At 60.3% G+C, this 15725-nt stretch carries 15 protein-coding genes; 12 read left to right on the forward strand and 3 right to left on the reverse strand.

Going from position 1 to position 15725, the window contains the following annotated elements:
- The first annotated feature begins 107 nt into the window (after positions 1-107).
- The 5 genes from AC1Z24_RS04925 to hisC all read left to right on the forward strand — a co-directional run bounded on the left by AC1Z24_RS04925 (position 108) and on the right by hisC (position 4933).
- Positions 108-347 carry a BolA family protein gene (locus AC1Z24_RS04925; protein ID WP_259098319.1) on the forward strand — a complete coding sequence of 80 codons (240 nt, stop codon included), beginning with the start codon at positions 108-110 and terminating at the stop codon, positions 345-347.
- 22 nt (positions 348-369) lie between these two features.
- Complete coding sequence (gene murA / locus AC1Z24_RS04930) at positions 370-1635, forward strand: UDP-N-acetylglucosamine 1-carboxyvinyltransferase (RefSeq protein ID WP_483744767.1); 1266 nt, start codon at positions 370-372, stop codon at positions 1633-1635.
- 132 nt (positions 1636-1767) lie between these two features.
- Positions 1768-2403 (forward strand): ATP phosphoribosyltransferase, encoded by a 636-nt coding sequence (gene hisG / locus AC1Z24_RS04935; RefSeq protein ID WP_259098322.1) that lies wholly within the window; start codon positions 1768-1770, stop codon positions 2401-2403.
- Between the two features lie 125 nt (positions 2404-2528).
- Positions 2529-3875 carry a histidinol dehydrogenase gene (hisD, locus tag AC1Z24_RS04940; RefSeq protein ID WP_483744768.1) on the forward strand — a complete coding sequence of 449 codons (1347 nt, stop codon included), beginning with the start codon at positions 2529-2531 and terminating at the stop codon, positions 3873-3875.
- Positions 3875-4933, forward strand: a complete 1059-nt coding sequence (gene hisC, locus AC1Z24_RS04945; protein WP_483744769.1) for a histidinol-phosphate transaminase — start codon at positions 3875-3877, stop codon at positions 4931-4933. The genes hisD and hisC overlap by 1 nt, the downstream gene beginning before the upstream one ends.
- Positions 4934-5046: 113 nt before the next feature.
- Here the strand turns inward: hisC and algW are convergent, their stop codons facing one another.
- Complete coding sequence (algW, locus tag AC1Z24_RS04950) at positions 5047-6207, reverse strand: Do family serine endopeptidase AlgW (RefSeq protein ID WP_483744770.1); 1161 nt, start codon at positions 6205-6207, stop codon at positions 5047-5049.
- Between the two features lie 113 nt (positions 6208-6320).
- Here algW and AC1Z24_RS04955 point away from each other — a divergent pair, with 113 nt between their 5' ends.
- From AC1Z24_RS04955 to cysN, 4 genes are all read left to right on the forward strand, one after another.
- Positions 6321-7079 carry a Nif3-like dinuclear metal center hexameric protein gene (locus AC1Z24_RS04955; protein WP_483744771.1) on the forward strand — a complete coding sequence of 253 codons (759 nt, stop codon included), beginning with the start codon at positions 6321-6323 and terminating at the stop codon, positions 7077-7079.
- Between the two features lie 159 nt (positions 7080-7238).
- Complete coding sequence (gene cysD / locus AC1Z24_RS04960) at positions 7239-8156, forward strand: sulfate adenylyltransferase subunit CysD (protein ID WP_259098330.1); 918 nt, start codon at positions 7239-7241, stop codon at positions 8154-8156.
- A gap of 123 nt (positions 8157-8279) precedes the next feature.
- Positions 8280-8621, forward strand: coding sequence for a four helix bundle protein (locus tag AC1Z24_RS04965; RefSeq protein WP_483744772.1), 342 nt, complete (start codon positions 8280-8282; stop codon positions 8619-8621).
- A 53-nt stretch (positions 8622-8674) separates the two neighbouring features.
- Complete coding sequence (gene cysN / locus AC1Z24_RS04970) at positions 8675-10573, forward strand: sulfate adenylyltransferase subunit CysN (protein ID WP_483744773.1); 1899 nt, start codon at positions 8675-8677, stop codon at positions 10571-10573.
- Between the two features lie 244 nt (positions 10574-10817).
- On the opposite strand, the gene AC1Z24_RS04975 is transcribed toward cysN, so the two are convergent.
- Positions 10818-11252, reverse strand: coding sequence for a Z-ring associated ZapG family protein (locus AC1Z24_RS04975; RefSeq protein WP_259098334.1), 435 nt, complete (start codon positions 11250-11252; stop codon positions 10818-10820).
- A 154-nt stretch (positions 11253-11406) separates the two neighbouring features.
- Between AC1Z24_RS04975 and AC1Z24_RS04980 the strand changes: the two genes are divergently transcribed.
- The 3 genes from AC1Z24_RS04980 (at position 11407) to zapE (ending at position 14600) form a co-directional block, all read left to right on the forward strand.
- Positions 11407-12036 (forward strand): alpha/beta hydrolase, encoded by a 630-nt coding sequence (locus AC1Z24_RS04980; protein ID WP_483744774.1) that lies wholly within the window; start codon positions 11407-11409, stop codon positions 12034-12036.
- Positions 12037-12064: 28 nt separating this feature from the next.
- Positions 12065-13420, forward strand: a complete 1356-nt coding sequence (locus AC1Z24_RS04985) for a tryptophan--tRNA ligase (protein ID WP_483744775.1) — start codon at positions 12065-12067, stop codon at positions 13418-13420.
- Between the two features lie 85 nt (positions 13421-13505).
- Positions 13506-14600: a cell division protein ZapE gene (gene zapE / locus AC1Z24_RS04990; protein ID WP_483744776.1), complete on the forward strand. Its 1095-nt coding sequence runs from the start codon at positions 13506-13508 to the stop codon at positions 14598-14600.
- 108 nt (positions 14601-14708) lie between these two features.
- On the opposite strand, the gene AC1Z24_RS04995 is transcribed toward zapE, so the two are convergent.
- Positions 14709-15605 (reverse strand): GlxA family transcriptional regulator, encoded by an 897-nt coding sequence (locus AC1Z24_RS04995; protein ID WP_483746526.1) that lies wholly within the window; start codon positions 15603-15605, stop codon positions 14709-14711.
- Positions 15606-15725 lie beyond the last annotated feature (120 nt).

A 15725-nucleotide genomic window follows, 5' to 3' on the forward strand; every position in this document is an offset into this window, starting at 1 on the left:
CTACTGAAAAGCCCTCTGTCCGGGTCCTGCTTTGCGGGGTTCGCATTGCACGGGCTTTTTTGTATGATGGCCGACCCGCGCGCGTAGGGCGCCGATTGAGGTTAAGCATGCAGGCCGTAGAAGTTAAGAGCTTTCTTGAAGCAAAGCTGGCCGAGACTCAGGTGGAAGTTGAGGGCGAAGGCTGCAATTTCCAGCTCAATGTCATCAGTGACGAACTGGCTGCCTTGAGCCCGGTAAAACGTCAGCAGCAGATTTATGCGCACCTGAACCCCTGGATTACCGATGGCAGTATCCACGCGGTCACCATGAAATTTTTCAGCCGCGCTGCATGGGCCGAGCGCACCTGAGCCAAAAGGCGTCGAGATTCCAATGGATAAACTGATTATTACTGGCGGCGTTCGTCTTGATGGCGAAATCCGCATTTCCGGGGCGAAGAACTCTGCCCTGCCGATTCTGGCTGCAACCCTGTTGGCCGATGGCCCGGTTGTGGTGCAGAACCTGCCGCACCTGCACGACATCACCACCATGATCGAGCTGTTCGGGCGCATGGGCATTGAGCCTGTGATCGACGAAAAGCTCAGTGTTGAAATCGATCCACGCACCATCAAGACCCTGATCGCCCCGTACGAACTGGTCAAGACCATGCGTGCATCGATCCTGGTGCTGGGGCCGATGGTTGCCCGTTTCGGCGAGGCTGAAGTTGCCCTGCCGGGCGGTTGCGCCATCGGTTCGCGTCCGGTTGACCTGCACATCCGTGGCCTGGAAGCCATGGGCGCGATCATCGACGTCGAAGGCGGCTACATTAAAGCCCGCGCTCCAGAAGGCGGCCTGCGTGGCGCGCACTTCTTCTTCGATACCGTCAGTGTGACCGGTACCGAGAACATCATGATGGCGGCCAGTCTGGCCAAAGGCCGCAGTGTGTTGCAGAACGCCGCGCGCGAGCCGGAAGTGGTCGATCTGGCCAACTTCCTCAATGCCATGGGTGCCAAGGTCAGCGGTGCTGGCACCGACACCATCACTATCGATGGCGTCGAGCGTCTGGGCCCTGCGACCTACAAGGTCATGCCTGACCGTATCGAAACCGGCACCTATCTGGTTGCCGCCGCCGTGACCGGAGGCCGCGTCAAGGTCAAGGACACCGATCCGACCATTCTTGAGGCGGTCCTGCTCAAGTTGCAGGAAGCCGGTGCTGAAATCACTACCGGTCCGGACTGGATCGAGCTGAACATGCACGGCAAGCGTCCCAAGGCCGTTAACGTGCGTACCGCGCCTTACCCGGCGTTCCCGACCGACATGCAGGCGCAGTTCATCTCGCTCAATGCTATCGGTGAAGGCACTGGCGCCGTGATCGAGACCATCTTCGAAAACCGCTTCATGCACGTGTATGAAATGCACCGCATGGGCGCGCAGATCCAGGTCGAAGGCAACACGGCGATCGTCACCGGTGTCGACCACCTCAAGGGCGCGCCAGTCATGGCTACCGACCTGCGGGCCTCGGCCAGCCTGGTGATCTCGGCGCTGGTTGCCCAGGGCGATACCCTGATCGACCGCATCTACCACATCGACCGTGGTTACGAGTGCATCGAAGAGAAGCTGCAAATGCTGGGCGCCAAGATTCGTCGCGTTCCGGGCTAGTAGCTGTGCGTCATCCGGTGCCAGCACCGGATGACCGAATTCGTTTTGCCCCGGGCCGCGTCACGGGTCCGGGTATTGTTCGACGCCGATTGCGTTCGGGCATACGTTTCCTGATAAGGACTTACGTTTTCCATGTTGACCATCGCACTGTCCAAGGGCCGCATCCTCGACGACACCCTGCCGCTTCTCGCTGAAGCGGGCATCGTGCCGACCGAGAATCCGGACAAGAGCCGCAAGCTGATCATCCCCACGACTCAGGACGATGTGCGCCTGTTGATCGTGCGTGCCACCGATGTGCCGACTTACGTCGAGCATGGCGCGGCCGACCTCGGTGTCGCGGGCAAGGACGTGCTGATGGAATACAGCGGCCAGGGCCTGTACGAGCCGCTGGACCTGCAAATTGCCAAGTGCAGGCTGATGACCGCCGGTGCCATTGGCGCGGTGGAGCCCAAGGGCCGCCTGCGCGTGGCTACCAAATTCGTCAACGTTGCCAAGCGCTACTACGCCGAGCAGGGTCGTCAGGTCGACATCATCAAGCTGTACGGCTCCATGGAGCTGGCACCACTGATCGGCCTGGCCGACAAGATCATCGATGTCGTCGACACCGGCAACACCCTGCGCGCCAACGGTCTTGAGCCCCAGGAGCTGATCGCGACCATCAGCTCGCGCCTGGTGGTGAACAAGGCTTCGATGAAAATGCAGCACGCCCGCATCCAGGCGCTGATCGACACCCTGCGCACTGCCGTAGAGTCGCGACACCGCGGCTGACTGACCCGCGCGACGCTACGTCGCGCCCAGCTATCCGTGTCATAGCCAAATTTCTCAGGTGCCCGCGCGGACGGCTTGGTAGCTTAACGGCACCTGAGCATTCGCCAATCAATGAGGCCCTCGCTATGACCACTTCCACTGCCATTCGCCGACTCGACGCTGCTGATCCGGATTTCGCCCGACATCTGGATCATCTGTTGAGCTGGGAAAGTGTGTCCGACGACTCGGTCAATCAGCGGGTGCTGGATATCATCAAGGCCGTGCGTGAGCGAGGCGATGCCGCTCTGGTGGAGTTCACCCAGCGTTTCGATGGCCTGCAAGTGCAGTCCATGAGCGAGCTGATCCTGCCACGCGAACGCCTGGAACTGGCCCTGACCCGCATCACCGAGCCCCAGCGCGAAGCCCTGGAAAAGGCCGCCGAGCGCGTGCGCACTTACCACGAGAAGCAGAAGCAGGACTCCTGGACCTACACCGAAGCCGACGGCACGGTGCTCGGCCAGAAAGTCACGCCGCTGGATCGCGCCGGCCTGTACGTGCCCGGCGGCAAGGCGTCCTATCCGTCATCTGTGCTGATGAACGCCATTCCGGCAAAAGTCGCGGGCGTGACCGAAGTAGTCATGGTCGTGCCGACGCCACGGGGTGAAATCAATGAGCTGGTGCTGGCCGCTGCCTGCATCGCGGGTGTCGACCGGGTATTCACCATCGGTGGCGCCCAGGCCGTTGCGGCCCTGGCCTATGGCACCGAAAGCGTGCCGAAGGTGGATAAGGTGGTCGGCCCCGGCAATATCTATGTCGCCACCGCCAAGCGCCATGTGTTCGGTCAGGTCGGTATCGACATGATCGCCGGTCCTTCGGAAATCCTCGTTGTTTGCGACGGCCAGACCGATCCGGACTGGATCGCCATGGACCTGTTCTCCCAGGCCGAGCACGACGAAGACGCCCAGGCCATCCTGGTCAGCCCGGATGCCGAATTCCTTGATCGCGTGGCGGCAAGCATTGCCCGTCTGCTGCCGACCATGGACCGTGCCGAGATCATCAATACCTCGATCAATGGCCGTGGCGCCCTGATCAAGGTGGCGGACATGCAACAGGCTATCGAAGTGGCCAATCGCATCGCGCCGGAGCACCTGGAGTTGTCGGTGGCCGATCCGGAAACCTGGCTGCCACAGATTCGCCATGCCGGTGCCATCTTCATGGGCCGTCACACCAGCGAAGCCCTGGGCGACTACTGCGCCGGTCCCAACCATGTTTTGCCGACCTCCGGCACCGCGCGCTTCTCCTCGCCACTGGGGGTGTATGACTTCCAGAAGCGTTCGTCGATCATCTATTGCTCGCAGGAAGGCGCGTCCGTACTCGGCCAGACCGCTTCGGTGCTGGCGCGTGGCGAGTCGCTGTCGGCCCACGCCCGCAGTGCTGAATATCGCATCACGGATCCGGCCTGGATCGCTGCCAATAAAAAGGATGGCCAATAATGAGTAAGTTCTGGAGTTCTTTCGTCAGCGATCTGGTGCCTTATGTGCCGGGTGAACAGCCGAAGCTGACCAAGCTGACCAAACTCAACACCAATGAAAACCCCTATGGCCCGTCGCCCAAGGCCCTGGCCGCCATGCGCGAGCAACTGACCGACGATCTGCGTCTGTACCCGGACCCCAACGGCGACCTGCTCAAGCAGGCGGTAGCGGACTACTACGGCGTGCAGCGCAATCAGGTGTTCCTCGGTAACGGTTCCGACGAGGTCCTGGCGCATATCTTCAATGCGCTGTTCCGCCACGACAAACCGCTGCTGTTCCCGGATATCAGCTACAGCTTCTACCCGGTCTACTGCGGCCTGTATGGCATCGGCTACGACGCCGTACCGCTGGACGAGCAGTTCCGTATCCAGGTCGGCGACTACACCAAGCCCAATGCCGGGATCATCATCCCTAACCCGAACGCGCCGACCGGCTGCCTGCTGGATCTGGATGCCATCGAGCAACTGGTCAAGGGCAGCCCGGATTCGGTCGTGGTGATCGATGAAGCCTATATCGACTTCGGCGGCGAGACGGCGATCTCTCTGGTTGATCGCTACCCGAACCTGCTGGTGGCCCAGACTTTGTCCAAGTCGCGTTCACTGGCCGGTTTGCGGGTCGGTTTCGCGGTGGGTCATCCGGACCTGATCGAGGCCCTGGAACGGGTCAAGAACAGCTTCAACTCCTATCCGCTGGATCGCTTGGCGATTGTCGGCGCCACGGCGGCCTTCGAGGATCGCGAGCACTTCGACTTCACTCGCAATGCCGTGATCGCCAGTCGCGAGGCCTTGGTCGAGCAGTTGCAGGGCAAGGGTTTCGAGGTGCTGCCGTCGGCGGCCAACTTCATCTTCGCCCGTCACCCACAGCATGACGCTGCCGGGATTGCTGCCAGGCTACGCGAGCAAGGGGTGATCGTGCGGCACTTCAAGCAGGAGCGCATCGCGCAGTTCCTGCGGATCAGCATCGGTACGCCGGAGCAGAACCAGGCGTTGCTGGATGGCCTGAAGGATATAGAGGGGTGAGGGCAGGTTGGAGCGAGGCTTGCCCGCGAAGGCTGCATTTCAGGTTCGGAAATCTATCGGATGTACCGACCTCTTCGCGGGCAAGCCTCGCTCCAACGAGCAAGACTGGCTATTTACTGTGCTTCCTCATTCGCCACCGGCGCCGGTGGCGGACGCAGGCCGACTTCGGCCATCAGCTTCAACTCCTTGCCGTTACGCATCACGCCGATGGCGATTTTCTCGCCGGGCTTGGTGCGGGCAACCTGATTCATCGAACGGCGGCCATCTCCGGCCAGTTCGCCGTTGATATTCAGAATCACATCACCCAACTGCAGGCCGGCTTTCTGGGCCGGACCATCGCGGAAGATCCCGGCGACAACGATGCCTGGACGATCCTTGAGACCGAAGGATTCCGCCAGCTCCTGGGTCAGGGGTTGAACTTCGATACCCAGCCAGCCTCGGATAACCTGACCGTGCTCGATGATCGACTTCATAACATCCAGTGCCAGTTTGGTCGGAATGGCGAAGCCGATGCCTTGTGAGCCGCCGGACTTGGAAAAGATCGCAGTGTTGATGCCGGTCAGGTTGCCGTTGGCATCGACCAGTGCGCCGCCGGAGTTGCCGGGGTTGATCGCCGCGTCGGTCTGGATGAAGTCTTCATAGGTGTTCAGGCCCAGTTGGTTACGGCCTGTGGCGCTGATGATGCCCATGGTCACGGTCTGGCCGACACCGAAGGGGTTGCCGATGGCCAGGGCGACGTCGCCGATGCGGATGTTGTCCGAGCTGCCGATGGTGATGGCTGGCAGGTTTTTCAGGTCGATCTTGAGTACCGCCAGATCGGTCTCGGGGTCGCTGCCGATGACCCGGGCGATGGTTTCGCGACCGTCCTTGAGAGCAACGACGATCTGGTCGGCGCCGGTGGTGACGTGGTTGTTGGTCAGCAGGTAGCCCTCAGGGCTCATGATCACGCCCGAGCCGAGGCTGGATTCCATGCGTTTCTGCTTGGGCAGGTTGTCGCCGAAGAAGCGGCGGAACTGCGGGTCTTCGAACAGCGGCTTGCTGGTCTTGTTGACCATCTTGGTGGTGTACAGATTCGCCACGGCCGGGGCCGCAATGCTCACGGCGTCAGCGTAGGACACCGGACCCTGCTGGACCTTGGTGGTTTGCGGGGCTTGTTGCAGGTTGACGTCCTGATTCGGCAGGCCGACCAATTGCGGGTAGTGCTGAATAATCAGCAGGGCGATGAGCACACCGGTCAGCAGGGGCCAACCGAAAAAACGCAGTGCCTTGAGCATTGAGCGAGTCCTGAGGGGGTAGAGGCGCGGTAAATTTTTGCCACAGCTGCGCCATAATGGCGGGCATTATACGAGCACCACGCATTGCTGAAATGCCTATTTAGGAGTCTTTTATGGCTGTTGCCCTGAGCACCCTGGTCGAGGAAGCGGATCGCTATCTGAACAGTGCCCGCATCCAGGATTACTGCCCCAATGGCCTGCAGGTCGAGGGACGTCCGCAAGTGATGCGCATCGTCAGCGGCGTTACGGCCAGCCAGGCCTTGCTGGACGCCGCTGTCGAGGCCCAGGCCGACCTGATCCTGGTCCACCACGGCTATTTCTGGAAGGGCGAGAACCCTTGTGTCGTCGGCATGAAGCAGCGTCGCCTGAAGACCTTGCTCAAGCACGACATCAGCCTGCTGGCCTACCATTTGCCTCTGGATCTGCATCCGGAAGTGGGCAACAACGTGCAACTGGCCCGGCAACTGGATATCACCGTCGAAGGCCCGCTGGACCCGGACAATGCCCGGATCGTCGGGCTGGTCGGCTCCCTGGCCGAACCGATGATGCCCCGGGATTTCGCGCGCAAGGTGCAGGATGTGCTCGGCCGCGAGCCGCTGCTGATAGAAGGCAGCGAGATGATTCGTCGGGTCGGCTGGTGCACCGGCGGCGGCCAGGGCTATATCGATCAGGGGATTCTCGCGGGCGTCGACCTGTTTCTCAGCGGTGAAGCGTCGGAACAGACCTTTCATAGCGCCCAGGAAAACGGCATCAGCTTCATTGCTGCCGGCCATCATGCGACCGAGCGCTACGGTGTTCAGGCCCTGGGAGACTATCTGGCCCGGCGCTTTGCCGTTGAACATTTGTTCATTGACTGCCCAAATCCGATATAGCCACCCAAACGAGAGGCTATATCCATAGATCGTTTCGATCTATCCGCCCCGCTGATTAGAAGCAGGCTGCGTGTTAAAGTGCGCGGCTCGAACACGGCCCGCAGGCCGCCCCGCAAGCTGATGCTTGCGGTCCATAACGAATGCAATCCGTGAGTAGCCATGGTCGACAAACTGACGCATCTGAAACAGCTGGAGGCGGAAAGCATCCACATCATCCGCGAGGTCGCCGCCGAGTTTGATAACCCGGTGATGCTGTACTCCGTCGGTAAAGACTCTGCCGTGATGCTGCATCTGGCACGCAAGGCTTTTTTCCCGGGCAAGCTGCCGTTCCCGGTGATGCACGTCGATACTCGCTGGAAATTCCAGGAGATGTATCAATTCCGTGATCGCATGGTCGAGGAAATGGGCCTGGACCTGATCGTCCACATCAACCCGGACGGCGTCGCTCAGGACATCAACCCGCTGACTCACGGTAGCTCCAAGCACACCGACATCATGAAGACCGAAGGCCTCAAACAGGCACTGGACAAGCATGGTTTCGATGCCGCCTTCGGTGGCGCGCGCCGCGACGAAGAGAAATCCCGCGCCAAGGAGCGCGTGTATTCCTTCCGCGACAGCAAGCACCGCTGGGACCCGAAGAACCAGCGTCCCGAGCTGTGGAACGTGTACAACGGCAACGTCAACAAAGGCGAGTCGATCCGCGTATTCCCGCTGTCGAACTGGACCGAGCTGGATATCTGGCAGTACATCTACCTTGAAGGCATCCCGATCGTGCCGCTGTACTTCGCCGCCGAGCGCGAAGTCATCGAGATGAACGGCACCTGGATCATGATCGACGACGATCGCCTGCGTAACCACCTCAGCGAGGCCGACCGCGCCCGCATCGTCAAGAAGAAGGTGCGCTTCCGCACACTGGGCGACTACCCGTTGACGGGCGCCGTCGAGTCCGAAGCCATCAGCCTGACCGACATCATTCAGGAAATGCTCCTGACGCGAACTTCCGAACGCCAGGGCCGAGTCATCGATCACGATGGCGCGGGCTCCATGGAAGAAAAGAAACGTCAGGGGTATTTTTAGTTGCGAGCTGCGAGCTGCGAGCTCTGAGCTGCGAGCCTTAAGCTACTAGCTCGAAGCTCGAAGCTCGGAGCTCAAAGCTCCAGCCTATACACTCCATCTACACCCCAAAAGCAGGTAATCGAAATGGATTTCGAGAAACTCCTGGTCTGGCAAAGAGCGAAGGCGCTATCGGTCGGGCTTTACAAAGAACTGATCAAATGCCCCGACTTAGCTTTCAGAAGTCAGATCACTCGCTCTGGACTATCGGTACCGAGCAATATCGCTGAAGGTATGGAGCGCTCCACTGCAAAGGACAAGTGCAAGTTTTTATGGATTGCGAAAGCGTCCTGCGGTGAGTTGAGGACTCAACTCATCATCGGCAGTGAAATTGGTTATATCGCTGAACCACTTGCCACAGCGTGGATTATTGAAACCCGCCAGCTCTCCAAGATGCTGGGCGGGCTGATCATCAAAATTTCTGACTAGCTGTACGCTGACAAGCTCGCCGCTTGAAGCTCGCAGCTCGGAGCTCGAATGCAATGAGTCACGTATCTGATTTGATCAGCGAGGACATCCTCGCCTATCTGGGCCAGCACGAACGCAAGGAAATGCTGCGCTTTCTTACCTGTGGCAACGTCGATGACGGCAAGAGCACGCTGATCGGGCGTCTGCTGCACGACTCCAAGATGATCTATGAAGATCACCTGGAAGCCATTACCCGTGATTCGAAGAAGTCCGGCACCACCGGCGATGACGTTGACCTGGCGTTGCTGGTCGACGGTCTGCAGGCTGAGCGTGAGCAGGGCATTACCATTGATGTCGCCTACCGCTATTTCTCCACGGCCAAGCGCAAGTTCATCATCGCCGACACCCCGGGCCACGAACAGTACACCCGCAACATGGCCACCGGTGCGTCCACCTGTGACCTGGCGATCATCCTGGTCGACGCCCGTTATGGCGTGCAGACCCAGACCCGTCGTCACAGCTACATCGCTTCGTTGCTGGGCATCAAGCATATCGTCGTCGCCATCAACAAGATGGACCTCAACGGTTTCGACGAGCAGGTATTTGAGTCGATCAAGGCTGATTACCTGAAGTTCGCCGACGGTATCGCCTTCAAGCCAAGCACCATGGCGTTCGTGCCGATGTCGGCGCTCAAAGGCGACAACGTCGTCAGCAAGAGCGAGCGTTCGCCGTGGTACAGCGGTCAGTCGCTGATGGAGATCCTCGAGACCGTCGAGATCGCCAACGACCGCAACTACACCGACCTGCGTTTCCCGGTGCAGTACGTCAACCGTCCGAACCTGAACTTCCGCGGTTTTGCCGGCACCCTGGCCAGCGGCGTCGTGCACAAGGGCGATGAAATCGTCGTGCTGCCGTCGGGCAAGAGCAGCCGGGTCAAGTCCATCGTCACCTTCGAGGGTGAGTTGGAACACGCCGGCCCGGGCCAGGCAGTGACCCTGACCATGGAAGACGAGATCGATATCTCCCGTGGCGACCTGCTGGTGCATGCCGACAACGTCCCGCAAGTCAGCGACGCGTTCGACGCGATGCTGGTGTGGATGGCTGAAGAGCCGATGCTGCCGGGCAAGAAATACGACATCAAGCGTGCCACCAGCTATGTGCCGGGCTCCGTCGCCAGCATTACTCACCGCGTTGATGTGAACACCCTGGAAGAAGGTCCGGCCAGTGCGTTGCAGCTCAACGAGATTGGTCGCGTCAAGATCAGCCTCGATGCGCCCATCGCGCTGGATGGCTATGACAGCAACCGTACGACCGGTGCCTTCATCGTCATTGATCGCTTGACCAACGGCACTGTGGCAGCGGGCATGATCATCGCCAAACCGGTCAGCGCCGGTGGTGCCAGCCATCATGGCGAACTCGCCCATGTTTCGGTCGAGGAGCGCGCCCAGCGTTTTGGCCAGAAGCCGGCCACCGTGCTGTTCAGCGGCCTCTCGGGCGCGGGCAAGAGCACTTTGGCCTACGCGGTCGAGCGCAAGCTGTTCGATATGGGCCGTGCGGTCTACGTGCTCGACGGCCAGAACCTGCGTCACGACCTGAACAAAGGTCTGCCACAGGACCGTGCCGGGCGTACCGAGAACTGGCGTCGTGCGGCTCACGTCGCCCGTCAGTTCAACGAAGCTGGCCTGCTGACCCTGGCTGCTTTCGTCGCCCCTGATGCCGCAGGCCGTGAAAACGCCAAGGGCCTGATCGGCAGCGATCGTCTGATCACCGTCTACGTCCAGGCCTCGCCGCAGGTCTGCCGTGAACGCGATCCACAGGGCCTGTACGCCGCCGACAAGGACAACATCCCCGGTGAGTCCTTCCCGTACGACGTGCCACTGGATGCCGATCTGGTGATCGATACTCAATCGCTGAACGTCGAGGAAGGTGTCAAGCAGGTGCTGGACTTGCTGCGCAGCCGTGGCGCGATCTAAGCGCTGAGGCAATCACAAAAAACCCACCTTGATCGGTGGGTTTTTTGTTTGAGGTCTTCAAGCCAGCACAATCATTTGACTTGGGATGTAATTCTTGTAGGACCGGCTTCAGCCGCGAGCTCGCTCTCCCGGCTAAAGCCGGTCCTACAGTCAGATATTCACCCTGCGAGCGCTCGGTGCCGGCCAATAAAAAACCCGCCCTTGAGCAATCAAGGGCGGGTTTTGTGTGTTGCGCATTAGCGCATCACTTTTTCAAACCGTAATGCTCATCGAGCATGCCGGGGGAGTTGGGGGTCTTGGGGGCGTAGTCCTTTGGCGGCTCGGTGGTGCGCGGTGGCGTCAGGCGGTCGCGGGGCAGGGCGTTGGCTTCCGGGTGCAGGGCGGCCAGCAGGCGTTGGCGGGTCAATTCGTCCAGGGCCAGACGGTTGGCGCCCTCGGCGAGGTGTTCCTGAACGTCCTGATAGCTCTGGGACAGCTTCTGGACCAGATTAGCCGTACTGTTGAAGTGAGTGACCACCTCGTTCTGATAGGTATCGAAGCGCTCCTGCACATCATCCAGCTGACGCTGGGTGCTGCTGGGGGCGGCGTTGGGCAGCAGACGCGCCACGAAGAAACCGATGACAACACCGGCGACCAGGGCGATGGTCGGCAACAACCAAACTAAGAGCGAGTGTTCCACGAGTCCTTCCTCTATAAACGGCTTTGCTTTACGTTAACGGCTCGAACCTGCGCTGTATAGCCACGATGCGTCGTCGGCATGTCAGCTACAGACTTTTCCAGGCATTGCCTAGACGAGTCGATCCAATCCAAGGTCACGGAGTTCCATTCTGCTCATGCGCGAAACCCCAATATTCATTGATGGCCCGGAAGGCCAGATCGAAGCTTTGTATCAGGATGCGACTGATGCCAAAGGCATTGCCCTGATTTGCCATCCTAACCCGATCCAGGGCGGCACCATGCTCAATAAAGTGGTGTCGACGCTGCAGCGTACCGCCCGCGATGCCGGTTTTATCACCCTGCGCTTCAATTACCGTGGCGTCGGCGCCAGTGCCGGGACCTCCGTGGCCGGCCCCGGCGAGATCGAAGATGCCGTGGCCGCGGCCAAATGGCTGCGCGCGCAACAGCCTGTGCTGCCGCTGACGCTGCTGGGCTTTTCCTTTGGTGGCTATGTGGCAGCCAACCTCGGCGGGCGCCTTGAGGCGGCCGGTGAGCAGCTTGAGCACCTGTTCCTGATCGCTGCAGCAGCCTCGCGCCTGCAGGATCAGAGCGTGCTGCCGCAAAACTGCCCGATCACCCTGATCCAGCCGGAAAACGACGAAGTGATCGACCCCGAGATGGTCTACGCCTGGTCGGCGGCGCTGCCGCGTCCACATGAGCTGCTGAAAGTGGCAGAATGCGGACACTTTTTTCACGGCAAGCTGACCGACCTCAAGGATCTGGTCCTGCCGCGTCTCTCGAATTGAATGCAGCCCTGACAATAAGCGATCTGCCATGACCACTCGTATCCTGACCGGCATCACCACCACCGGCACGCCTCACCTGGGTAACTACGCGGGCGCGATTCGCCCGGCCATCGTCGCCAGCCGTCGCAGTGACGCCGACTCGTTCTATTTCCTGGCCGACTACCACGCCCTGATCAAATGCGATGACCCGCTGCGCATTCAGCGCTCGCGTCTGGAAATCGCTGCGACCTGGCTGGCCGCCGGTCTGGATGTAGAGCGCGTGACCTTCTATCGCCAGTCCGATATCCCGGAAATCCCCGAGCTGACCTGGCTGTTGACCTGCGTTGCTGCCAAGGGCCTGCTCAACCGCGCCCATGCCTACAAGGCCTCGGTGGACAAGAACGTCGAGACCGGCGAAGACCCGGATGCCGGCATCACCATGGGCCTGTACAGCTACCCGGTGCTGATGGCAGCGGACATCCTGATGTTCAACGCCCATCAGGTGCCGGTCGGTCGCGACCAGATCCAGCATGTGGAAATGGCCCGTGATATCGGCCAGCGCTTCAACCACCTGTTCGGCAAGGGCCGCGAGTTCTTCGTCATGCCCGAAGCGCTTATCGAAGAGAGCGTGGCGACCCTGCCGGGCCTCGACGGGCGCAAGATGTCCAAGAGCTACGACAACACCATCCCGTTGTTCAGCAGTGCCAAGGAGATGAAGGACGCGATCTCGCGCATCGTCACTGACTCCCGCGCTCCGGGCGAGGCCAAGGATCCGGACAATTCGCACCTGTTCACCCTCTACCAGGCCTTCGCCAGCGCCGAGCAGTGCGCCGAGTTCCGCGCCGACCTGTTGCAGGGCCTGGGTTGGGGCGAAGCCAAGAGCCGCCTGTTCAACCTGCTCGACGCTGATCTGAGCGAGGCGCGGGACAATTACCTGCGCCTGATTGAACGTCCGGCTGAGCTTGAGGACATCCTTCAGGCCGGTGCCGAAAAAGCCCGCAAGGTCGCCACGCCGTTTCTCGGCGAGTTGCGCGAAGCGGTGGGCCTGCGCTCGTTCCGCAGCTCGGTACAGAGCGCTGATAGCGGCAAGAAGAAAGCCGCCAAGGGCGCGCGTTTCGTCAGCTTCCGTGAAGACGGTCAGTTCCTGTTCCGTCTGTTGTCGGCTGAAGGCGAGCAACTGCTGCTGTCCCGTGGCTTTGCCGATGGCAAGAGCGCCGGTGCCGTCACCAAGGCTTTGCAGGCTGAAGCACAGGATTACGACATCCGCGCCAATGGCGAAGGTTTCGACGTCTTCATCAACGGCGATGACCTGGCCGTTGCTTCCACCCCGACATTTGCCGCGCAAAGCGAGCGCGAGGCCGCATTGGCGGCCCTTCGTCTGGCGCTGCAGCCTAAAAGCGAATAATTCGCGGCTCGGCCCTTTGTCGGATTGCCATTCCATTGGGCCGTCGCTACAGTGACGGCCCGTTTTTGTTGCCTTGCTAACGAATATGACCCCCCTAGAACGATATCAAGCTGATCTGAAGCGTCCCGACTTCTTCCACGATGCCGCTCAGGAAACGGCAGTGCGCCATTTGCAGCGCCTGTACGACGACCTGATCGTTGCGCACAACAGCAAGCCGGGCTTGTTCGGCAAGCTGTTCGGCAAGAAAGAAGTCACGCCGGTCAAGGGCCTGTACTTCTGGGGCGGCGTGGGCCGGGGCAAGACATACCTAGTCGACACCTTCTTCGAAGCGCTGCCTTTCGAAGAGAAAGTGCGTACTCACTTCCACCGCTTCATGAAGCGCGTGCACGAAGAGATGAAGACCCTGAAGGGTGAGCGCAACCCGCTGACCATCATCGCCAAGCGTTTCTCCGATGAAGCACGGGTCATTTGCTTCGATGAATTCTTCGTCTCCGACATCACTGATGCCATGATCCTCGGCACCCTGATGGAAGAGCTGTTCAAGAATGGCGTGACCTTGGTCGCGACGTCGAACATCGTGCCGGACGGCCTGTACAAGGACGGCCTGCAGCGCGCGCGCTTCCTGCCGGCCATCGCCCTGATCAAGCAGAACACCGATATCGTCAACGTCGACAGCGGCGTCGACTATCGCCTGCGTCACCTGGAGCAGGCCGAGCTGTTCCACTTCCCGCTCGACGAAGCGGCCGAAGAGAGCATGCGCAAGAGCTTCCGCGCCCTGACGCCGGAGTGCACCAAGGCCATCGAAAACGATGTGCTGATGATCGAGAATCGCGAGATTCGCGCCATACGCACCTGCGACGACGTCGCCTGGTTCGACTTCCGCGCCTTGTGCGACGGGCCGCGCAGCCAGAACGACTACATCGAACTGGGCAAGATTTTCCACGCCGTGCTGCTTAGTGGCGTCGAGCAGATGAGCGTCAGCACCGACGACATTGCCCGTCGTTTCATCAACATGGTTGACGAATTCTACGACCGCAACGTCAAGCTGATTATTTCGGCGGAAGTGGAACTCAAGGACTTGTACAGCGGCGGTCGCCTGAACTTCGAATTCCAGCGCACCCTGAGCCGTTTGCTGGAAATGCAATCCCACGAGTTTCTGGCGCGGCCGCATAGGCCCTGACGGGAGCAGCAAGCTTCAAGCTATAAGCTACAAGAGGTCTGTGTGCGAAGCCTATTGCAGCTTGAGGCTTGCAGCTTGAGGCTTGCAGCTTGCAGCTTGCAGCTGCATCTATGCCGCCTGCTGAAATTGCTGTCGATACTGGTTCGGTGACAGCTCGGTATGCTGGCGAAACAGCCGGGCGAAGAAGCTGGCGTCGTCGTAGCCCACTTCATAACTGATGGTCTTGATGCTCTTGCGTGTACCGGACAGCAGGCCCTTGGCAGTTTCGATGCGCAGGCGCTGCAGGTAGTGCAATGGCTTGTCGCCGGTGGCGGCCTGGAAGCGGCGCATGAAATTGCGGATGCTCATGCCATGCTCGCGCGCCACATCCTCGAAACGAAACTTGTCGGCAAAGTGCTCCTCCAGCCAGTGCTGGATCTGCAGGATGATCACGTCCTGATGCAGCTTCTGCCCACCAAATCCCATCCTGCCAGGCGCGTAGTTGCGCTGCACTTCATAGAGGATGTCCCGGGCCACCGCCTGGGCCACGTTGGCGCCACAGAAGCGCTCAATCAGGTAGATATACAGATCGCAGGCTGAAGTGGTGCCGCCGGCGCAGTACAGGTTGTCGGCGTCGGTCAGGTGTTTTTCCTGATTGAGCAGCACTTTCGGGAAGCGCTGGGCGAACTCGTCGAAGAAACGCCAGTAAGTGGTCGCCTCCTTGCCATCGAGCAGGCCGGTCTCGGCCAGCCAGAACACACCGCTGGCTTCGCCGCAGAGCACTGCGCCACGGGCGTGTTGCTCGCGCAACCAGGGCAGGATTTGCGGGTAGCGTTTGTTCAGGGCGTCGAAATCGTCCCAGAAGGCCGGTATGACGATGATGTCGGTGTTGCCCAGGTCACTTTCGACCGGCATCACCACGTCGCTGAAACTGCGCACAGGAAGGCCGCCAGGGCTGACCAGGCGAGTCTCGAAGGCAGGAACGCGACCTTGGCCGAGCTGACGGCTATAGCGCAGGCTGGCCAGATGGAAAAAGTCCTTGGCCTGCATCAAAGTCGAGGCAAACACCCCGTCGATAGCCAGGATGCTGACACGCCGCAGGGGCGTGGTCGTTTGGATTGACATGATCTTTTGTTCTTATATGGG

This window comes from Pseudomonas sp. JL23, from assembly GCF_056933585.1.